General features: G+C 69.3%; 17 protein-coding genes. 12 read left to right on the top strand and 5 right to left on the bottom strand.

Annotation, left to right across the window (positions count from 1 at the left end; all coding sequences use genetic code 11):
- Positions 1-28: 28 nt before the first annotated feature.
- Together WT16_RS17320 and WT16_RS17315 are read left to right on the top strand one after the other, a co-directional pair.
- Complete coding sequence (locus tag WT16_RS17320) at positions 29-865, top strand: PaaX family transcriptional regulator C-terminal domain-containing protein (protein WP_006024032.1); 837 nt, start codon at positions 29-31, stop codon at positions 863-865.
- A 35-nt stretch (positions 866-900) separates the two neighbouring features.
- On the top strand, positions 901-1,890 hold the full coding sequence (locus WT16_RS17315; RefSeq protein WP_015600409.1) for a fatty acid desaturase family protein: 990 nt from the start codon (positions 901-903) through the stop codon (positions 1,888-1,890).
- Positions 1,891-2,175: 285 nt separating this feature from the next.
- Here the strand turns inward: WT16_RS17315 and WT16_RS17310 are convergent, their stop codons facing one another.
- Together WT16_RS17310 and WT16_RS17305 are read right to left on the bottom strand one after the other, a co-directional pair.
- A complete protein-coding gene (locus WT16_RS17310) occupies positions 2,176-3,066 on the bottom strand; it encodes a DUF1700 domain-containing protein (protein WP_063533764.1) in 891 nt (296 codons plus the stop codon).
- Positions 3,063-3,404, bottom strand: a complete 342-nt coding sequence (locus WT16_RS17305; protein WP_006024029.1) for a PadR family transcriptional regulator — start codon at positions 3,402-3,404, stop codon at positions 3,063-3,065. Before WT16_RS17305 ends, WT16_RS17310 begins: the two co-directional genes overlap by 4 nt.
- Before the next feature lie 284 nt (positions 3,405-3,688).
- Between WT16_RS17305 and WT16_RS17300 the strand changes: the two genes are divergently transcribed.
- The 10 genes from WT16_RS17300 to WT16_RS17255 all read left to right on the top strand — a co-directional run bounded on the left by WT16_RS17300 (position 3,689) and on the right by WT16_RS17255 (position 13,845).
- Positions 3,689-5,362, top strand: a complete 1,674-nt coding sequence (locus WT16_RS17300; protein ID WP_063533763.1) for a GMC family oxidoreductase N-terminal domain-containing protein — start codon at positions 3,689-3,691, stop codon at positions 5,360-5,362.
- 73 nt (positions 5,363-5,435) lie between these two features.
- Positions 5,436-6,233: an SDR family oxidoreductase gene (locus WT16_RS17295; protein ID WP_006024026.1), complete on the top strand. Its 798-nt coding sequence runs from the start codon at positions 5,436-5,438 to the stop codon at positions 6,231-6,233.
- 43 nt (positions 6,234-6,276) lie between these two features.
- Positions 6,277-7,068, top strand: coding sequence for a molybdenum cofactor biosynthesis F family protein (locus tag WT16_RS17290; RefSeq protein ID WP_063533762.1), 792 nt, complete (start codon positions 6,277-6,279; stop codon positions 7,066-7,068).
- Between the two features lie 10 nt (positions 7,069-7,078).
- Entirely contained in the window at positions 7,079-7,471 is a 393-nt protein-coding gene (locus WT16_RS17285) for a nuclear transport factor 2 family protein (RefSeq protein WP_015601665.1), read from the top strand.
- Positions 7,472-7,526: 55 nt separating this feature from the next.
- Positions 7,527-9,032: an aldehyde dehydrogenase family protein gene (locus tag WT16_RS17280; RefSeq protein ID WP_015600619.1), complete on the top strand. Its 1,506-nt coding sequence runs from the start codon at positions 7,527-7,529 to the stop codon at positions 9,030-9,032.
- 119 nt (positions 9,033-9,151) lie between these two features.
- Positions 9,152-10,411 carry an ABC transporter substrate-binding protein gene (locus tag WT16_RS17275; RefSeq protein ID WP_015600861.1) on the top strand — a complete coding sequence of 420 codons (1,260 nt, stop codon included), beginning with the start codon at positions 9,152-9,154 and terminating at the stop codon, positions 10,409-10,411.
- A gap of 4 nt (positions 10,412-10,415) precedes the next feature.
- Complete coding sequence (locus tag WT16_RS17270; RefSeq protein ID WP_006024021.1) at positions 10,416-11,294, top strand: branched-chain amino acid ABC transporter permease; 879 nt, start codon at positions 10,416-10,418, stop codon at positions 11,292-11,294.
- Positions 11,291-12,340: a branched-chain amino acid ABC transporter permease gene (locus WT16_RS17265; protein WP_063533761.1), complete on the top strand. Its 1,050-nt coding sequence runs from the start codon at positions 11,291-11,293 to the stop codon at positions 12,338-12,340. Before WT16_RS17270 ends, WT16_RS17265 begins: the two co-directional genes overlap by 4 nt.
- Complete coding sequence (locus WT16_RS17260) at positions 12,337-13,059, top strand: ATP-binding cassette domain-containing protein (protein WP_063533760.1); 723 nt, start codon at positions 12,337-12,339, stop codon at positions 13,057-13,059. The genes WT16_RS17265 and WT16_RS17260 overlap by 4 nt, the downstream gene beginning before the upstream one ends.
- 54 nt (positions 13,060-13,113) lie before the next feature.
- Complete coding sequence (locus tag WT16_RS17255) at positions 13,114-13,845, top strand: ATP-binding cassette domain-containing protein (protein ID WP_006024018.1); 732 nt, start codon at positions 13,114-13,116, stop codon at positions 13,843-13,845.
- 94 nt (positions 13,846-13,939) lie between these two features.
- Here WT16_RS17255 and WT16_RS17250 read toward each other — a convergent pair whose 3' ends face one another.
- From WT16_RS17250 to WT16_RS17240, 3 genes are all read right to left on the bottom strand, one after another.
- Positions 13,940-14,899 carry a helix-turn-helix domain-containing protein gene (locus WT16_RS17250; RefSeq protein ID WP_009910864.1) on the bottom strand — a complete coding sequence of 320 codons (960 nt, stop codon included), beginning with the start codon at positions 14,897-14,899 and terminating at the stop codon, positions 13,940-13,942.
- Positions 14,900-15,115: 216 nt separating this feature from the next.
- The gene (locus WT16_RS17245; protein ID WP_063533759.1) at positions 15,116-16,216 is read right to left on the bottom strand and encodes a porin; all 1,101 of its coding nucleotides are present in this window, start codon (positions 16,214-16,216) and stop codon (positions 15,116-15,118) included.
- Between the two features lie 239 nt (positions 16,217-16,455).
- On the bottom strand, positions 16,456-19,485 hold the full coding sequence (locus WT16_RS17240; RefSeq protein WP_063533758.1) for a DEAD/DEAH box helicase family protein: 3,030 nt from the start codon (positions 19,483-19,485) through the stop codon (positions 16,456-16,458).
- Positions 19,486-19,523 lie beyond the last annotated feature (38 nt).

The raw sequence follows: 19,523 nt of genomic DNA, 5'->3' as shown, positions 1-19,523 counted from the left end.
CTTTCGTTTGCCAGCCGCGAAAAGCCCCATGACGCAACCCACCGCGAAACATCTGATCCTCGATTTGCTGGTCGCCAAGGACGGCGAGCCGCTGCAGGTGCGCGAGGCGATCATCGCGTGCCGGCTGTTCGGTCTCACCGAGAACAGCGTGCGCGTCGCGCTCGCGCGGCTTGCGGCCGAGTCGCTCGTCGAAGGCGCCGAGCGCGGCAGCTACCGGCTCGGGCCGTCGGCCGTCGAGCTGTCCGAGGAGTTGACCGCGTGGCGCACCGTCGAATCGCGGCTGCGCCGCTGGAGCGGCGCGTATCTGATGGTGTCGTGCATCTCGCTCGGCCGCGTCGACCGCACCGCCCTCGCCCGCCGCGAGCGCGCGTTCGAGATGCTCGGCTTCCGCGAATGGGACAAGAGCCTGTACGTGCGCCCGGACAACATCGCGGGCAATGTCGACTCGGTGCGCCGGCGGCTGACGAAGCTCGGCGTCGAGCCGGCGGCGGCCGTGTTCGTCGCGATGGGCTTCGACGCCGCGCAGGAAGCGCGCATCCGCGCGCTGTGGGACGGCGAAGCGCTGTCAGACACGTATCGCGCGCTCGGCGCGCAGCTCGAAGACTGGCTCACGCGTGCGCCGGAGCTCGATCTCGACGTCGCCGCGCGCGAGGCGTTCCTGCTCGGCGGCAAGGCGATCCGGCAGGTCGTGTTCGATCCGCTGCTGCCGGAGCCGTTCGTCGACGTCGCCGCGCGCGCGGCGTTCATCGAATGCGCGCGGCGCTATGTCGGCGCGGGCCACCGGATCTGGCGCGCGCTCCTCGACAGCGAGCAGCCGTCCGCGCCGGGCGCGGCGCGCGGCGCGATCGCGGGCCACCTGCACTAGCACTGGCGCGACAAACGGCCGGAGGAGACCTCGACATGACCGACAGAATCCGCATCCGCGACCTCTTCACCCGCGACGAGATCCGCGCGCTGACCATGCGCTCGAACTGGCGCGGCGCGTGGGCGGTCGGCTCGACGTGGGCGGTGATCGCGCTCGCGTTCGCGGGCCTCGCGTATGCGCGCGCGCATTTTCCGGCCTGGGGCTTCGCGCTCGCGCTCGCGGCCGGCATGACGATCATCGCCGGACGCCAGCTCTGCCTCGGCATCCTCCAGCACGACGCCGCGCACGGCACGCTGTTCCGCGCGCGCTGGGCGAACGACGTGCTCGTCGACTGGCTGTGCGCGCGGCCGATCTGGAACGAGTTGCACAAGTACCGCCCATACCACCTGACGCATCATGCGACGACGTCGTCGAGCGTCGATCCCGATCTGTCGCTCGTCGCGGGCCTGCCGACGACGCGCGCATCGCTCGTGCGCAAGTGCTTGCGCGACCTTTCGGGCGTCACGGGCGTCAAGTTCCTGATCGGCCGCGTGCTGATGGACGCGGGCGTGCTCGAGTGGTCGCTGACGAACGACATCCGGCGCCTGCCGCAGACGGGCCGCCGCTGGCGGGACTATCCGGCCGCGTTCTTCCGCACCGCGGCCGGCATGCTGATCACGAACGCCATCCTGTTCGGCGCGCTATGGGCAAGCGGCCATCCGTGGCTGTACGGCGTGTGGGTGCTCGCGTACGTGACGCCGTTTCCGCTTTTCATCCGCATCCGCTCGATGGCCGAGCATGCATGCCTCGAGACGAGCGACGATCCGCTGCGCAACACGCGCACGACGCGCGCCGGCTGGCTCGCGCGCGCGACCGTCGCGCCGATCCACGTGAACTACCACGTCGAGCATCATCTGATGGCGTCGGTGCCGTACTTCCGGCTGCCGAAGATGCACCGGATGCTGCGCGAGCGCGGCTGCGTCGCGCGGCCGCCGTCGTACTGGCAGGTGCTGAAGACCGTCAGCGGAAAGACGGCGGCGGCTTGAGTGAGCAGAACGCCGGGTGACGGACATCCGGCGCTCTCATGTATGTCCCACGAAAACCCGCCCGCAATCAGTGGACAATTTGGGGATAAACCACCGTTCGAACTGTGTGCCGCAAAAGTTGTTCTTCACAGCCCGCGACAATTCATTGCCTGTACAGAAGGTTGCACGGCCGATAGGGCATTGATGCGAAAGAGACCGTGGTTCGCACATTCCGCGACACAGAAAAAGATGCTTCGCCTCCGGCGAGCTTATCCGAAGCGCTGATTGTCCTCGAACGCCCGAACCTCAACCCACCCGCCCACGCTCGAGCTTCGCCGACACCGCATCGATCCGCCGCCGCACATACCGCACGAGCGCGCGCCACGTGACGCGCGTCAACCAGATGCACACGAGCAGCCCGACGATCCCGATCGGCAGCATCGCCAGCCCGTAGCCGAACGCGATGCCCCCGAGCGCGAACCCGGTCGGCGCGGCGACGCTGACGTGCTGCTTGCCGTTGTCGACGGTGATCCGGCCGCCGACGATCGACACCGCATTCTCACCGTTCGTCACCGACAGGTTCATGCCGCCGCGACCGTCCGGCGTCATCTGCACATTGCCGCCCGCGACGCCGGGCACGTTCACGCCCGGCGCCGACGCGCCCGTGTTCGCGATCTCGCCGCCCCGCGCCTCCGTGCCGTCCGCCGCGCCCTTGCCGGCCGTCGCACCGGCCGCACCGGCCGCGCCGACCTGCGCCGCGCCGCCGCCGAACGGCAGGACGCCCGGCACGGGCGTGCCGAATACGTAATGGCTGCCGAACGCGACGAGCGTGACGAGCCCCGCCACCGTCAGCGCGCCGAAGAACACATAGCCCGTCGTCAGCACGAGCATGTACAGCAGGAACGGCACGAGCAGGATCAGGTGCAGCAGCCCGAGGCCCGCGATCGAGCCGACGACGCGCATCAGATTGCCGAACGAGCGACGCTCCTCCCATTGCCGGAAATTCGCCTGCGCCTTCAGCTCGCGCGCGAGCTTCTCCGGATCGCCGAGCGCGGCGATCACGTCTTCTTCCGCGCGCCCGGCCGCGAGCGCGTCGCCGATGTACTCGCGGTAATCGGCGACGATCTCGTCGATGTCCCGCTTCGGCAGGCTGCCGAGCGCCTGCCGCAACCGCTGGATGAATGCGTCCTGCTTCATTGCCGTTCCTCTCCGTCCGCTCGCGTGCCGTGCAGCGCCAGCACGCCGTTGACTTCGTCGACGAAACCGAGCCACTCGTCCTCCATCTGCCGCAGGCTCGCGCGCCCGGCGCCGGTGATCGAGTAGTACTTGCGCGGCGGCCCCGACGTCGATTCGACGAGGTAGGTCGTCACCCACGCCTCGGCCTGCAGACGCCGCATCAGCGGGTAGATCGTGCCTTCGCTGATCTCCATCGTTTCGGCGAGCGTCGACACGAGCTCGTACGCGTAGCTGTCCCGCCGCGCCAGCACGGCGAGCACGCACATGTCGAGCGTGCCTTTCTTCAACTGGGTCTTCATTCCATTCCGCCGGCGTAGTGTGCGTTGCAAGATACCGTGTCATGTTCAGCGGCGGCCCGTCGTGCAGGCCGCCGCTGAACATGGGCCGACTATAGCAACGGGTATCGTCTAATGCAAGGTACTGTTTTATGCACGATGAATGCCGCCGCGCAACGCGCGCGCCGTCGCCGTCCGCCGCTCAGAACGCAGTTTGAATTGATCGACAGCGCACACGGCGCGCACGCCGGCCGATTTCGCCGATAGTGGCAGCCTGTCCATCCATCCGACCCAGCGAGAAGCGACACATGTCCGCGGCAACCCCCAACGGCTCGACGGAATTCGACTACATCGTGATCGGCGGCGGCTCGGCCGGCTGCGTCGTCACGCACCGGCTCGTCCACGCCGGGCATCGCGTGCTGCTGCTCGAAGCCGGCCCGCCCGACAATTCGTTCTTCGTCCGCACGCCCGCGACGTTCGTGCGCGTGATCGGCACGAAGCGGACCTGGATCTACGAGACGGAGCCGCAAGCGCACGCGGCCGGCCGGCGGATGCACGTGCCGCAGGGCCGCACGCTCGGCGGCGGCAGCTCGGTGAACGCAATGGTGTACATCCGCGGCACGCCCGCCGATTACGACGGCTGGCGCAACGCCGGCTGCGACGGCTGGGGCTGGGACGACGTGCTGCCGTTCTTCCGGCGCGCCGAGCACAACCACCGGCTCGCGGGGCCGCTGCACGGCGCGGACGGGCCGCTGCACGTGAGCGACACGCGTTTTCGTCATCCTCTGAGCCAGGCGTTCGTTCAGGGCGCGCAGGAGTTCGGGCTGCCGTACAACGACGACTTCAACGGCGCATCGCAGGCGGGCGTCGGCTTCTATCAGACGACGACGTTCGACGGCCGGCGCGGCAGCACCGCCGCGACGTATCTCGCCGACGTCCGGCGCAACCCGCTGCTGACGGTCGAGACCGACGCGTTCGTCACGCGCATCGTGTTCGAAAACGGCGTCGCGGCCGGCGTCCGCTATCGGCTGCGCGGCGGCGAGGAGCGGCTCGTGCGCGCGCGCGCCGAGATCGTGCTGTCCGCGGGCGCGCTCGCGAGCCCGAAGCTGCTGATGCTGTCGGGCGTCGGCCCTGCCGAGCAGTTGCAGCGACACGGCATTCCGGTCGTCCACGACGCGCCCGAGGTCGGGCTCAACTTCCAGGACCATCTCGAAGTGTCGCTGTACGGCCGCGCGCGCGAGCCGGTGAGCCTCGCGGGCCAGGACCGCGGGCTCAACGCGCTGCGCCACGGCATCCAGTACGCGCTGTTCCGCACGGGGCTCCTCACGTCGAACGTCGTCGAGAGCGGCGGCTTCGTCGATACCGCGCAAGGCGGCCGCCCCGACGTGCAGTTCCACGTGCTGCCCGTGCTCGTCGGCGACGTCGGCCGCGAGCCGCTCGAAGGGCACGGGATCTCGATCAACCCGTGCTTCCTGCGGCCGAAGTCGCGCGGCACGGTGCGCCTGCGCAGCGCCGATCCGCTCGCGCCGATCCTGTTCGACGGCAATTTCCTCAGTCATCCGGACGATTTCGCGACGCTCGTGCGCGGCCTGTCGCTTGCGCGCGAGATCATGCGGACGCCGTCGATGTCGAAGGCGATCGCGGGCGAGATGCTGCCAGCCGAAGGCGGTCGCGTCGATCTCGCCGCGTACGTGCGCTCGCACGCGAAGACCGTCTATCACCCGTCGGGCACGTGCCGGATGGGCGGCGATCCGGCGTCGGTCGTCGATTCGCAACTGCGCGTGCGCGGCGTCGGCGGGCTGCGGATCTGCGACGCATCGGTGATGCCCTCGCTCGTATCCGGCAACACGAATGCGCCGACGATCATGATCGCCGAGCGCTGCGCCGAGTTCATGCTGCCGCCGGCGGGCGCGCCGAACGCGCGCATTGTCGCGGGCGCGTCGCATGCCGCCGCGCCGCTCGACGCCGGCGGCGTGCGCTGAGCGCCGCGCTCCCGCCGTCGCGGCGAATCGTCACGATCGCGCTTTTCACATCCACTCGAAGGAGACGTCAGTCATGCACACGTTCAACGACAAGGTCGCGTTGATCACGGGCGGCGGCACGGGCATCGGCGCGGCCGTCGCGCGCAGGTTCGTCGAAGCGGGCGGCAAGGTCGTTCTGCTCGGCCGCCGTCGCGAGCCGCTCGACGCGGCCGCGCAACCGCTCGGCGCCGCCGCGATCGCCGTCGCGGGCGACGCGGCCGACGCGCGCGACGTGCGGCGCGCGCTCGATGACGCGCGCGCGGCGTTCGGGCGCGTCGACGTGCTGGTCGCGAACGCGGGCGGCCACGGCGTCGGCGGCGCGCTCGACACCGACGACGCGTCGTGGGCGCAATCGACGCGGGTGAATCTCGACACCGCGTTCGTCTGCGCGCGCGAGCTGCTGCCCGAGCTGATCGAGCGGCGCGGCAACATCGTGATCCTCTCTTCGCTCGCCGGACATTTCGCGGGCCCGAACGTCGTCGGCTACGTGACGACGAAGCATGCGCTGATCGGCCTCACGCGCTCGCTCGCGCGCGACTACGGCAGCGCCGGCGTGCGCGTGAACGCGGTGTGTCCGGGCTGGGTGCGCACCGCGATGGCCGACGAGCAGATGGACGCGCTGCGCGACGCGCGCGGGCTCGCGACACGCGAGGACGCCTACCGGCTCGTCACGCGCGACGTGCCGCTCGGCCGCCCGGCGGAGCCCGACGAAATCGCCGACACGGTGCTGTATCTCGCGTCGCCGTATGCGTCGATGATCACGGGCACGTCACTGCTCGTCGACGGCGGCGCATCGGCCGTCGACCTGCCGACTATCGAATTCGCGCGCTGAGCGCCACGGCCACGCGAAAAAACATTTTTCCGAGGACCCACCGATGAACGACAAACCGCAGGACTGGAAGAACTATGAAGACTTCGCGGCCGGCATCGACACGAACCGGCTGCCCGCGACCGGCGCGCTCGCCGGCCGCGCATTGACGTTCGAGCTGCCGAGCGGCGCGTTCGCCGCGCGCTTCGTCGGCGACCACACGCTCGCGTGGCGTCGCGGCGACGCGAGCGACACCGACTGGTACGAGGCGATCGAAGTCGCGCCCGACACGTTCTTCGTCGACGTCACGTTCCGGAGCCGGCCGGCCGAGGCGCTGACGCTCGTGTTCAACACCGCGACGCGGCGCGCGCTCGGCATCCTGTCGCGGATTCGCAGCCGCGATGAAGCGGGCGCCGCGCCGCGCGTCGCGCAGGATTTTCTGGTCGGCACGCTCGCGGGCGGCGAAGCGGGCGCGGGCGCTTCGGGCGCCGCGCCCGAGGAGACGCGCGACCTGATCGGCACGCGCACGCTGAACGTCTACAGCCCGAACCACACGTACGAGCACACGTACCTGAGCTCGACGCGCTACTGCTGGCAATGCCTCGTCGGCGAGCAGCGCGGCCACGGCGACGTCGATCTCGCGACAACCTACAGGTTCGCCGACGACCTCTACGTGTTCACGTTCCGCGAATTCCTGATTCCGGTTGCCTCGGTGTTCGTCTTCAACTTCGCGGCCGGCCGCTCGACGGGCAAGTTCCTCGGCGAGACAGGCGACGGCGCGATCGCGAACCGGCCGGCCGGCTCCTTCATCCGCAAACTGTCGCAGACCGTCTATCCGGACGATGCGCAGCCCGTCTGAGGATCACACGATGCGTACCCCTTATCAAATCGTCGCCGATCACTATGCGGCGTCCGACAGACACGACCCCGCCGCGATGATGGCCGACATCGCGCCCGCGATCGAATGGACCGAGATGGCGGGCTTTCCGTGCGCCGGCACGTACCGCAGCGCGGACGAGATCGTCCGCAACGTGTTCCGGCGCCTCGGCGAAGAGTGGCACGGCTATGCGTTCAAGCTCGACGCGCTGCACGACGCGGGCGATACCGTGATCGGCATCGGCCGCTACTCGGGCACGTACAGGCGAACCGGCAAGTCGTTCGAATGCCGCGTCGCGCACGTGTGGCGCGTCGACGCGGGCAAGATCGTGCGCTTCGAGCAGTTCACCGACACGCTGCTCGTCGCGCAGGCGATGCAGCCGTAAGCGCCTTCGTCCGTTCGTTCAACCAACGCGTTTTTTTGTTTCGCACGAGATCTCCATGAACCTGGCCGCTCTCTCGACCCAGCATCAACGCCAATCCGGCTTTCTCGCCCGCCGCCAGTTCGGCAACTGGCTCGACGGCAGCGCCGCCGAGCCGCGCTCGGGCCGCTATCTGCCCGTCGTCGATCCCGCGACCGAGATGACCATCGCCGAAGTCGCCGCGAGCGACGCGCGCGATGTCGACGCGGCTGTGGCCGCCGCGCGACGCGCGTTCGATTCGGGCGACTGGCCGCGCATGCGGCCCGCGAGCCGCGAGAAGCTGCTGCATCGGCTCGCCGACCGGATCGAGCGCCACGCGGACGAGCTCGCCGCGCTCGAGACGCTCGAAACCGGCAAGCTCGTCGGCGTCGCGCGCGCGATCGACGTGCTGGGCGGCGCCGAGTACGTGCGCTATGTGGCCGGCTGGGCGACGAAGCTCGAAGGCTCGACGCTCGACACGTCGATCGCCGCGCCCGCCGGCACCGAGTATTTCGCGTACACGCGCCGCGAGGCAGTGGGCGTCGTCGGCGCGATCGTGCCGTGGAATTTTCCGCTCGCGATCGCGCTGTGGAAGATCGCGACCGCACTCGCATGCGGCTGCACGGTCGTGCTGAAGCCGTCGGAGGAAACGCCGCTCACCGCATTGCGCCTCGGCGAGCTCGCGCAGGAAGCGGGGCTGCCCGACGGCGTGCTGAACGTCGTGACGGGCACGGGCGCCGAGGCGGGCGCGGCGCTCGTCGCGCATCCGGGCGTCGACAAGATCACGTTCACTGGCTCGGTCGGCGTGGGCCGCGCGATCGGCCACGCGGCCGTCGACCGGATGGCGCGCTTCACGCTCGAGCTCGGCGGCAAATCGCCGCTGATCGTCTTCGACGATGCCGATCCCGACGTCGCCGCGCGCGGCGCGGCGCAGGGCATCTTCTTCAATCAGGGGCAGGTCTGCACGGCGGGCTCGCGCGTGTACGTGCAAAAACGCCTGTTCGAGCAAGTCGTCGCCGGCATCGCGGCGGCGGCCGAATCGATGAAGATCGGCTCGGGCTTCGATCCGAACACGCAGATCGGCCCGCTCGTGTCGAAACGGCACTTCGAGCGCGTGCTCGGCCACGTCGACGCCGCGAAGGAAGAGGGCGCGACGCTCGTCACGGGCGGTACGCGCGCGCTCGACGGCGGCTATTTCGTGAAGCCGACGGTGTTCGTCGACGCCGCGCCTTCGATGCGGATCGTGCGCGAAGAGGTGTTCGGGCCGGTCGTCACGGTCACGCCGTTCGACACGCTCGACGACGCGGTGCGGCTCGCGAACGACACCGATTTCGGGCTCGCGGCGAGCGTGTGGTCGCAGAACCTGTCGCGCGTGCATCGCGTCGTGCCGCGGCTGAAGGCGGGCATCGTCTGGGTCAACACGCACAACACGCTCGACAGCAACCTGCCGTTCGGCGGCTTCAAGCAATCGGGCTACGGCCGCGAGCTCGGCCGCGCGGCGCTCGAACAGTTCACCGAGCTCAAGTCCGTCTGCATCGCGCATTGAGCGACACGAGCGTCGGTGCGCCGAAGCGGCGCTGAAGCAACCCCGAAGCATCCACGCAGCCCCCGAGGGCGCGGCCCGCACGCGGAAAGCCGCGCCCCACGACAACATCAGGAGACACGATGAAGCCGCTTTTCCCTCACATGAAGCGCACGCTTGCCGGCGCGTGCATCGCCGCGGCGGGATTTCTCGCGCAGCATGCGGCGTTCGCGCAGAGCTGCGGGCTCGCGAACGGCAAGCCCGCAACCGGCGCGCCGATTCCGATCGGCACGATCGTCGGCAAGACCGGGCCCGACGATTTCAGCTCGTCGGCGCGCGCGGCCGCCGCGTATTTCAGGTGCGTGAACGCGAACGGCGGCATCAACGGCCGGCCGGTCCAGTATCTCGTCGAAGACGATCAATGGAATCCGGAAACCGCGTCGCAGGTCGCGTCGAAGCTCGTGCGCGACCGCAAGGTGCTCGCGCTCGCGGGCAACGCGAGCTTCGTCGAATGCGGCGCGAACGCGAAGTTCTACGAACAGGAAAACGTGATCGCGATCGCGGGCGTCGGCGTGCCGCGCGAATGCTATTTCGCGCGCAACTACGTGCCGCTCAACATGGGGCCGCGCCTGTCGATGACGGAGGCGGCGCTGTACGCGAAGCAGCAGTACAAGGCGACGCGGATGGTGTGCATCGCGCCGAACATCCCGAGCCTCGGCGCGTGGTCGTGCGAAGGGCCGGCGCTCTGGGGCAAGCGCAACGGCGTGAGCGTCGACACGATCGTGATGGACCCTGACTCCGCCGATCCGACGTCGGTCGTGCTGCAGGCGGCGTCGAAGCATCCGCAGGCGATTCTGCTCGGGCTGCCGAAAGGGCTGATGGTGCCGATCCTGTCGGCCGCCGAGCAGCAGAACCTCGGCGGGCGGATTCGCTTCGTCTCGGCGGCGTCCGGCTACGACCTCGGCGTGCCGAAGGCGATCGGCCCGTACTGGAAGGACAACTTCGACGTGAATCTCGAATTCCAGCCGCTCGACGCGCAAACGCCCGACAACCGGAACTGGCGCGCGGTGATGGACAAGTACGGCGACAGGAAGGACCCGCGCGACACGTTCTCGCAGGCGGGCTATCTCGCCGCGCGGCTCGTGACCGATACGCTGATGAAACTGCCCGCGAACCAGCTCGACCGCGCGCACGTGACGGCCGCGCTGCGCGAGGTGAAGGATTTCCGCAGCGACATCCTGTGCGGCCCGTTCTACGTCGGCGCGGGCGAGCGGCACAACGCGAACAACGCGGGCCGGATGGCGCAATCGACGGGCGCGGGCTGGAAGACGGCGTCGGCGTGCCAGGCGGTCGACGATCCGCAACTCGCCGACATCCGCGCGGCCGAAAGGAAGATGCACTGACGCCATGAACGCGATCGACTTCGCCCCTTATCTGATCTCCGGGCTCGGCGTCGGCGCGGTCTACGCGCTGTCGGGCGTCGGCCTCGTCGTGCTGTATCGCGCGTCCGGCGTGCTGAACTTCGCGTTCGGCGCGACGGGCGCGTTGGGCGCCTACGTCGCGGCCGCGTGCCTCGACGCCGACTATCCGCAGGCGCTCGCGTGGGGCGCGGCGATCGCCGCGTCGACCGCGGCGTCGCTCGTCTACGGCCTCGCGATCGCGCCGCGGCTCGCCGCGCGCGATCGCGTCGTGCGCAGCGTCGCGACGCTCGGCTTCGCGCTCGTGCTGCTCGGCTTCTGCGAATGGCATTGGGGCGACACGCCGCGCCGCCTCGTGCTGCCGACCGACAGCGAAGCGCTCGACTTCGGCGACGTCCGCTTCACGTACACGCGCATCGTCGGCCTCGCGCTCGCGTTCGCGATGATGGCGGCGATCGGCCTCGTGCTCGCGCGCACGCGGCTCGGGCTGCAGATGCGCGCGCTGTCGAACGACCGGCGCCTGAGCGGCCTGCTCGGCATTCGCGTGCTGAGCGTCGACGCGGCCGCCTGGGCGATTTCGGGCGTATTCGCGGGCATTACCGGCCTGCTGCTCGCGAACCTCGTGCGCCTGCAGGCGGCGGTGCTCACGTTCCTCGTGATCCCGGCGTTCGCCGCGGCGATCGTCGGCCGGCTCGCGTCGCTGCCCGCGACGGTGGCGGCCGGCGTCGCGATCGGCCTCGCCGAGGCGCTCGCGATCACCGTGCCCGGCTTCGCGCCGTACCGCAGCGCGACGCCGTTCCTGATCGCGCTCGTCGCGATGCTCTTCATCGGCTCCCAATCGAGCGGCCACGCCGCGAACGAATCATGAAAACGCCCCTCGCCTTCGCCGCGCCGCCGCGCGACGCGGCCGCGCGCGCCAGGCCGTCCGGCGCGCGCCTGCCGCTCGCCGCGACGCTCGGCACGCTCGCCGCGATCGCGCTCGTCGTGCCCGCCGTCGCCGACGCATACTGGATCAAGACGCTGACGTCCGCGCTGACGGTCAGCATCGCCGCCGCGGGCGTCGCGCTGCTGTACCGGCAGCTCGGGCTCGTGTGCCTGTCGCAGCATGCGCTGCTCGGCGTCGGCGGCTGGATCGCGCTCAGGCTCGCGCATCTAGGCGCGCCGTTCGAGCTGTGCGTGATCGCGGGCGCGGCGGGCGGCAGCGCGATCGGGATGATCGCCGGGCTGCCCGCGCTGCGCCTGCGCGGCCTCTATCTCGCGCTCGTCACGCTGATGATGGCGGGCGGGTTTCAGGTCGTCGCGTCCGCGATCGGCTTTCCGGACGGCGGCGGCGGCTTCACCGGCCATCTGTCGTTCGGCGCGCGGCAGATGATGGCGCGGCCGCTCGCCGGCCAGAGCGACGCCGCGTATTTCCGCTACGTCGCCGCGTGGGCCGCGCTCGCGTTCGCGCTGATCGAGCTGCATCGGCGCTCGAAAGCGGGGCGCTCGTGGGCGCTGATCCGGCGCGGCGAGATGCCGGCGCTCGCGGCGGGCGTCAACGTCGTCTTCTACCGGACCTGGGCGTTCGGGCTCGCGGGCCTGCTCGCCGGGCTGTCGGGCGGCCTGCTCGCGGGCTCCGTCGGCCAGCTCGACGGGCGCGCGTTCGCCGCATCGGAATCGGTGCTGCTGTTCGCGCTGTCGGTCGTCGGCGGCGTTTATCACTGGTTCGGCGCGCTGATCACGGGGCTGTTGCTGCGCGCGGTGCCCGCGCTCCTGACCGACTTCGGCGTGAACGGCTATCTCGCGATGATCTTCTTCGGCGCGGCGCTGCTGCATGCGCTGATCACGGCGCCCGCCGGCGTCGCCGGGCAGCTTGCCGGGCTTGCGTCGCGTGTCGGGCGCGCGTTTCGCGCCCGCGACGGAGGCGCGCGATGATCGAGATATCGAACCTCACCGTGCAGTTCGGCGGCACGCGCGTGCTCGATGCGCTCGACGCGAAGCTCGCCGCGCCCATCTGCGGGCTGATCGGCCCGAACGGCGCGGGCAAGACGACGCTGCTCAACGTGCTGAGCGGCTTTTTGCGGCCGCGCGCGGGCAGCGTCGCGCTCGACGGCCGCGCGCTGCTCGCGCTCTCCGTCGCCGAGCGCGTGCGTGCGGGCGTGCGACGGACGTTCCAGACCGAACAGATCGTCGAGGATCTGAGCGTTCACGACAACGTGCTCGCGCTCGCCGAGCACGTGATGCCGGCCTTCGCCGCGCGCGACGACACGCGGCGCGCGCTCGAGCTCGTCGGCCTCGCGGACGTCGCGCACGCGCCGGGCGCGGCGCTCAACCTGTATCAGCGGCGGATGCTGGAGCTCGGCAAGGCGCTCGTCGGCGAGCCGCGCCTGCTGCTGCTTGACGAGCCTGGCGCGGGCCTGAACGAGACGGAAGCCGCGCGGCTCGCCGACGTGATCGTTCGCATTCCGGAATGCATCGGCGCGCAGGTGCTGCTGATCGATCACGACGTCGATCTGATCGACGCCGTGTGCGAGGCGACGCTCGTGCTCGATTTCGGCAAGCGGCTCGCGCTCGGGCCGACGCGCGCGGTACTCGACGATCCGCTCGTGCGCAGCGCATATCTCGGCCAGGCGTTCGACGAGCATGAAGCCTGAAGCACTCGGCGCGGCGCGCGCGCCGCACCCCATTCGACAAGGAGTCCGGCGATCATGCGGCTCGAAGTGAAAGATCTCGTCGTCCATCGCGCGAACAAGCCCGTGCTGCACGGCGTATCGCTCGCGGTCGCGCCCGGCCGGGTGACGGCGCTCGTCGGCGCGAACGGCGCCGGCAAATCGACGCTCGTGATGAGCATTGCCGGCGCGCTGCCCGCGACGTCGGGCGACGTGCTGCTCGACGGCGCGCCGCTCGGCGCGCTGCGGCCCGAAGCGGTGCGTCGCCGCGGCGTCGCGGTCGTGCCGGAAGGGCACCGCGTGCTCGGCGATCTGTCGGTGCGCGACAACCTGCGCGCGGCGGGCGCGTTCCTGTCGGCGCGGCGGCTCGATGATGCGATCGACCGCGCGCTCGCGCTCTTCCCGGAGCTCAAGCCGAAGCTCGATGCGCGCGGCAATGATCTGTCGGGCGGGCAGAAGCAGATGGTATGCGTGTCGCAGGCGCTGATCGGCGAGCCGCACACACTCCTCATCGACGAGCTGTCGCTCGGCCTCGCGCCCGCAGTGACGAAGCGTCTCGCGCAGACCGTCGCGCAGATCGCGAACGACGGCGTCGCGGTGCTGCTGATCGAGCAGTTCACGACGATCGCGCTCGCGCTCGCGACGAACGCATACGTGCTCGAACGCGGGCGCGTCGCGTTCGCGGGCAGCGCGCAGACGCTGCGCGAGCGGCCGGAGATTCTGCACGGCAGCTATCTCGCGTCGAAGGGAAGCAGCGCGAACGCGGCGTGACGCAGGCGAGCGAAGCGGCGGCGGGCGCGATGCGAGCAGGCCGGCCGCCGCTCGCGCGGGAACGTCGTTCCGATCGGCGCTTGGGGCCCGAAACTCAGGACAAGGCGCGACGCCGCACGAACTCGCGCGGCGTCATGCCATAGCGCTGCTTGAAGCTGCGGCAGAAATGCGCGCTGCTGCTGAATCCCCAACTGAACGCGATCTCGGAAATCGCGGGTTTCGCCGCGCGCGCGTTGTCGAGCGCGTCCTTGCAGCGCTCGAGCCGGCTCGACCAGATGTAGCGGTCGATCGTCACGCCTTCCTCCTCGAAGATCCGGTGCAGATAGCGCTTCGAGCAGCGCAGCTCGCGCGCGATCCGGTCGATCGACAGGTCGGCGTCGGCGAGATGGCCGTGGATGTATTGCTTGACGCGCATCCGCAGCACGGCGGGCAGCGCGACGTGCGCGCCTTGCGCGTCGCGCTGCGCGGTCAGCGTCGACACGATCAGGCCGAGGATCGTCTCCGACAGCGCGGTGCCTGTCGTGCCGGGCAGCGACGGCAATTGTTCGGATAACGACACGAGGAACGACGACAACAGCGAGAACAGCCCCTTGAGCTCGAACTCACGGACGTCCGACGTGTGCAGGCCGGGCACCGCGAAGCCGCCGAGCTGCCTGCGCGGAATCTGGATCGCGAGCTGCTCGACGTGCGTCAGGTTCGCGATGCTGTACGGCACGCGCGGGTCGTACAGACTCCAGTCGCCCGTGCGCAACCGGAACACCTTGCCGCGCTGCTCGATCTCGCTCACGCCGCTCAGTTGCAGGATCAGCTTGAAGAAGTCGGAGCCGTGATCGTGCAGCGCCGCGACGGGCCTCACGATCCGGTGCGCGGGCGCGGCGATCGTGAACACGCGCATCGGGCCGATCTCGTACTGGCTGAGCTGCGCGTCGAACGCGTCATCGCCGTCGCAGCACGCGTCGAGTCCGCCGAAGTATTGCGTGACGACGCGGCCCCACGCGCGGCCGCGAAACGCGGGCGATTCGCCCGCCGTCGTGAAGAATCTGCCGTTCACCATGCGCTCCTTGCGAGTACACGTCCAGCCGGACCATGCAGGGGCATGCGGTCTGCCCGGATATAGTTAGCATATTAAATATTTGGCGCGGGCTGAATCCGGTTTACTCCGCACGCGAAAATCGGCTGCTTAGGCAGCGATTTTGACGCGTGAACGGCCGCGTTACGTGCGTTGGCCCACACAAGGGTCCGCGCGGCCGCCGCCGGGCGCGAAAGACGATCAGAAACGGGTCAGCATCCCGATGCGCGCGAGAAACTGCGAGCGCGAGCCCGACTGCGCATCGGGCCCCATCACGCCGTTGATCCACGCGTGCGCGCCAGCGCTGCCGCCCGCGTACTGATACACGGTTTCGACATACGCGGACGTGCGCTTCGACAGCGCATACTGCACGGCCGCCGTGACCTGATGCGCGTAGTTGCGGTCGAGCTGCGCGTTGCCCTTCATGTATTCGTAGTTCGCGCCGATCGTCCAAGGCGCGCCGACGTAGCGCGCGCCCGCCTGGATCACGTCGATCGCCGCGCCCGTCAGCGTGTTGCGCGTGTTCGTGTACAGCAGGTTCAGATCGAACGCGGACAATGCGTAACGCGCGCCGAGCCCCCAGTTGCGCAGCCCGTCGTGCCCGTTGTTCATCTGCGGATACTTGACTTCGACATATGCGGCGCCGAGCGCGAAACTGCCCGTCTCGTACTTGAGGCCGGCGCTGACCGTGCTGTTCGCCGACAGCCCGCCGCCCGCCTGATTGCCGAAGCCGTACATCAGGCCGAACACGAGCCCGCTCAGGTTCGCGCTCGTGTACTTGACCGAGTTCGGCACGCGGCTCGAGCCCGCCATCCGGTCGAAGTCGAACGAGCCGGTCGGATTGTTTGGAATCCCGAGCGTCGAGAACGGCCCCTGACGGAAGTTGTACAGGCCGCCGTAGCGGAACGCGCCGTCGAACGAGCCGAACGTCAGCGAATCGGTCATGAAGTCGTATTGCTGGCCGAGCGTCACGCTGCCGAGCCGCTCGCTCCATAAGCCGACGAGCGCGGTGCGCGAGAACATCGAGCCGGGCGCCGGCAGCGCGGCGCCGTTGCCGAGCGCGTATTGCGACGTCAGCTCGAAGATCGCCTTCGCGCCGCCGCCGAGATCCTCGGTGCCCCTGAGCCCCCATAGGTTCGGCACCGCGATGCCGTCGTCGAAACCCACACTGTGCCTGCCGCCTTCGTTCGACACGTACGACACGCCTGCATCGATCAGGCCGAACAGCGTGACGCTGCCGCCGGACGCGTGCGCGCCCGTCGCGACGGCGAGCCCCGCCGCCGCTACCGCAAACTTCTTCATCGTCGTCTCCGTTGGGGGTGTCGTTATGCGCGGCGGCGCTCGGGGCGCCGCCGTCGATCTCCGGCTCGGAGTGTGGAGCAGCGTGCGGCGCGCATCTTTCCCGACGGCGCACAAACACTAGCTCGACGATGCACTCGGCGATCGTCAGACGTTACGGATGTCGAAATGAAATGCGCGGCGTGGCGCGATGCGGCGCGCGCGCCGCACGCCGGAAACGAACGGCGTGGCGGCGACGGCGCTCAGGCCGCGTCGCGCGCGTTGGCGGCGGCCGTCGGCAGATCGTCGGCGGAGCGCGCGCGCACGTAGCGCGCCGGGTTGTCGGCGGCCGCCTCCAGCGCGCGGAAATGTGCGGCGCCGCACTGTATCCTGCGCCGCTCGTACGCTTGCAGATCGCCGTCGCCGATGCCGCTCTTCGATTCGACGACGAAATAGAGCCGCGGCCCGTCGCCCTCGGCGATCAGCACCGCCCAGTCGGGGCTGTAGCTGCCGAGCGGCGTCGGAATCCTGAACCAGCCGGGCAGCTTCGCATACAGCCTGACCGCGTCGTCCTGTTCGAGCGATTCGACGAAGGCGTGCTCGGCGGGCGTTTCGCACGGCACGTCCTCGTGGATCGATTTCGCCGCGCCGCGCCGCATGCTCGACAGATAGCCGGTAAGCGGTTCGTCCTCGAACAGCGACAGCGCATGCACGTGCTCCTTGCCGAGCAGCTTGTATTCGATCCCGTCGACGAGCGCGTCGCGCTTGCAGCGCTCGAGCGTCGCGGCGGCGAGCGCGATGAAACGTTGAGGATTGCGCGGGAATTCGTCGAGCCGGCCGCTTTCGATCAGCACGGTCGCGATCGTGCGCCGCGTGAGCTGCGTGCGGTCCTGCAGCTCGGTCAGCAGATCCGGCAGGTCGAGCTCGCCTTCGTCGATCGCGATCGTGTCCGCCGCCTCGGTTTCGGTTGCCTCGACGCCCGACGCGTCGATCGCGATGTCGGCCTTGCGCCATTGCAGCCGCGCGCGCGCGACGGCGGGCGCCGCCTTCAGCGCGGCGACGCAGCGCTCGATCAGACGCGCGTTGTCGAAGTTCACGCGGTACGTCGTCCGGTACTGGATGCGCTCCCACAGCGCACGGAATTCGTCGCTGAGGCACACCGCCTTGCCGTGCGCGTCGCGCCGCAGCGCGATGGGGCGGCGCTCGTCCGCGTTGCGCACGTCGAGCCGGCCCGCGAGCTTGCGCAGCATGTCGACGATCAGCGCGCGCTGCGCGTCGAATTCGTCGGGCAGCGGCAATGCGCGCAGCTTGAGCGCCGCGCGCAGCGTGTCCTGCACACGGCCGCGCGCATCGAGATAGCCGGCGTCGCGCAGATACGTCCATAGCGCGGCCGACCGCTCGATGCCGAGCGGCTGCACGCTGCCATCGCCGGCCGGCACGGGCAGCGCGGCGAACTGATGCGTTTCGACGATGCCGAAGCGGATTCCCGTATCGGCTTCGATTTCCTTCTGCAGGTTCTCGGCGAACTGCTCATAGCTTTCGCCCGCGATCACCGTCAGCGTGTTGACGTCGAAGCCGCGCACGCGCTCGCCGCGCTGGTCGACGGCGAGGCGCAGCCCGCGGCCGATCGTCTGGCGACGCTCGCGCTCGCTGTGGATGTCGCGCAGCGTGCAGATCTGGAACACGTTCGGATTGTCCCAGCCTTCCTTCAACGCCGAATGCGAGAAGATGAACTTGAGCGGCGTATCGAACGACAGCAGCCGCTCCTTGTCCTTCATGATGAGGCCGTACGCGCGCTCCGCATTCTCGCGGCTGCCCGCGCTCCTGTCGCTCGTGTCGGTCCAGCCGCCTTTCTTGTCGATCGAGAAATAGCCGTCGTGCACGGCCTGCGCCGCGAGATCGGCGTCGACGCCGCCGAACAGCGCGCGATATTCGGGCAGCTTCGCCGCGCGCCGGTATTCGTCCTCGAACAGCAGCGCGTAGTCGCCCTTGAACGGCTGGCCGTGGCGGTCGTACTTGCGATACTTGTCGACCGCGTCGACGAAGAAGAGCGACAGCACCTTCACGCCGAGCGGCGTGAGGCGCAGTTCCTTGTCGAGATGCTCGCGGATCGTGCGGCGGATCATCTCGCGCTGGATCGCGAGCGTGTCGAGGTCGCCGTATGTGTCGCCGATCGACAGGAACGCGTCGCCGCCCGGATAGCGCAGCACCAGATACTCGGCGCCGCGCGCCGCGTGAATCTCGCCGATCCGGAAATTCGCGTAGACGGCGCGGCGCGCGACGCGCTCGAGATCGTCGCCGTCGGAGACGGAAACCGTCTGCCGCTCGACGTCGCCCGCCGCCGTCGCGACGTCAAGCTCGACGCGCGCGGCGATCGCGCCGCGCCGGCTGCCGATCGACATCACGCGGATGAATGGCTTGTTGTGCGCATCCTCGACGGTCGCCGACGCGATCTCGATCTGCTTGACGAGCTTGCGCTCGTACGCGTCGATCGCATCGAGCCGGTAGAGCATCTGGTACTTGTCCGCGTGCGTCGCCGAGTAGCGCAGCGTGCAGAGCGGGCGCATCGCGTCGAGTGCTTCCTTGCCGCGCCCATCGAGCCCGCCGTCGACGCTCTGCGGCTCGTCGACGATCACGATCGGATGCGTCGCTCGAATCAGGTCGATCGGCTTTTCGCCGCCCGTCTGCTCGCTGTCCTTGTAGAGCGTGTTGACGTCCTTCTTGTTGATCGCCGCGACCGTGACGATCATGATCTGCACGGTCGATTTCGACGCGAAGCTGCGCACCTCGCCGAGCTTCGCCGAATCGTAGACGAAGTAGTCGAACGGCACGCCCGCGTACAGGCGCCGGAAATGCTGCCCGGTGATCTGCAGCGTCTTGTACACGCCTTCCTTGATCGCGACCGACGGCACGACGATCACGAACTTCGTGAAGTCGAAGCGGCGGTGCAGCTCGAAGATAGTGCGCAGGTACACATAGGTCTTGCCCGTGCCCGTTTCCATCTCGACGGTGAAATCGTTCGAGCTCGGCGCGCCGGACGGCGGCAGCCCGTTTCGCACCTGCACGCGCGCGAGATTCTCGGCGAACGTGTGCGCGTCGAGCGTCAGCCGATTGCCGACGCCGAGCCCCGATTCGGCCATCCCGAGCGAAATCTGCGGGCTCGCGCGCCGCCGCGCGGCCTGCGCGGTCACGCTGAATTCGGCGCGGCACGCCTCCTGGCCGCGAAACAGATCGCATACCGCCTCGATCGCTTCGAGCTGATAGTCGAGATCCGACTCGAAATGCAACTGCATGCTCAATCTTCCTTGTCTGCGTGTGGCTCGCGTGCGCG

This window comes from Burkholderia sp. MSMB1589WGS, from assembly GCF_001636105.1.
Taxonomy (GTDB): Bacteria; Pseudomonadota; Gammaproteobacteria; order Burkholderiales; family Burkholderiaceae; genus Burkholderia; species Burkholderia humptydooensis.
Note: the sequence above shows the minus strand (reverse complement) of the source record. Positions and strands in the feature narration are given on the sequence as shown.

Excerpts from the sequence above, each read along its gene's own strand:
- WT16_RS17245 (WP_063533759.1), bottom strand. The coding sequence starts at position 16,216 with ATGAAGAAGTTTGCGGTAGCGGCGGCGGGGCTCGCCGTCGCGACGGGC.
- WT16_RS17255 (WP_006024018.1), top strand. The coding sequence starts at position 13,114 with ATGCGGCTCGAAGTGAAAGATCTCGTCGTCCATCGCGCGAACAAGCCC.
- WT16_RS17265 (WP_063533761.1), top strand. The coding sequence starts at position 11,291 with ATGAAAACGCCCCTCGCCTTCGCCGCGCCGCCGCGCGACGCGGCCGCG.
- WT16_RS17250 (WP_009910864.1), bottom strand. The coding sequence starts at position 14,899 with ATGGTGAACGGCAGATTCTTCACGACGGCGGGCGAATCGCCCGCGTTT.
- WT16_RS17260 (WP_063533760.1), top strand. The coding sequence starts at position 12,337 with ATGATCGAGATATCGAACCTCACCGTGCAGTTCGGCGGCACGCGCGTG.
- WT16_RS17280 (WP_015600619.1), top strand. The coding sequence starts at position 7,527 with ATGAACCTGGCCGCTCTCTCGACCCAGCATCAACGCCAATCCGGCTTT.
- WT16_RS17290 (WP_063533762.1), top strand. The coding sequence starts at position 6,277 with ATGAACGACAAACCGCAGGACTGGAAGAACTATGAAGACTTCGCGGCC.
- WT16_RS17300 (WP_063533763.1), top strand. The coding sequence starts at position 3,689 with ATGTCCGCGGCAACCCCCAACGGCTCGACGGAATTCGACTACATCGTG.
- WT16_RS17240 (WP_063533758.1), bottom strand. The coding sequence starts at position 19,485 with ATGCAGTTGCATTTCGAGTCGGATCTCGACTATCAGCTCGAAGCGATC.
- WT16_RS17320 (WP_006024032.1), top strand. The coding sequence starts at position 29 with ATGACGCAACCCACCGCGAAACATCTGATCCTCGATTTGCTGGTCGCC.
- WT16_RS17315 (WP_015600409.1), top strand. The coding sequence starts at position 901 with ATGACCGACAGAATCCGCATCCGCGACCTCTTCACCCGCGACGAGATC.
- WT16_RS17285 (WP_015601665.1), top strand. The coding sequence starts at position 7,079 with ATGCGTACCCCTTATCAAATCGTCGCCGATCACTATGCGGCGTCCGAC.
- WT16_RS17310 (WP_063533764.1), bottom strand. The coding sequence starts at position 3,066 with ATGAAGCAGGACGCATTCATCCAGCGGTTGCGGCAGGCGCTCGGCAGC.
- WT16_RS17270 (WP_006024021.1), top strand. The coding sequence starts at position 10,416 with ATGAACGCGATCGACTTCGCCCCTTATCTGATCTCCGGGCTCGGCGTC.
- WT16_RS17275 (WP_015600861.1), top strand. The coding sequence starts at position 9,152 with ATGAAGCCGCTTTTCCCTCACATGAAGCGCACGCTTGCCGGCGCGTGC.
- WT16_RS17295 (WP_006024026.1), top strand. The coding sequence starts at position 5,436 with ATGCACACGTTCAACGACAAGGTCGCGTTGATCACGGGCGGCGGCACG.
- WT16_RS17305 (WP_006024029.1), bottom strand. The coding sequence starts at position 3,404 with ATGAAGACCCAGTTGAAGAAAGGCACGCTCGACATGTGCGTGCTCGCC.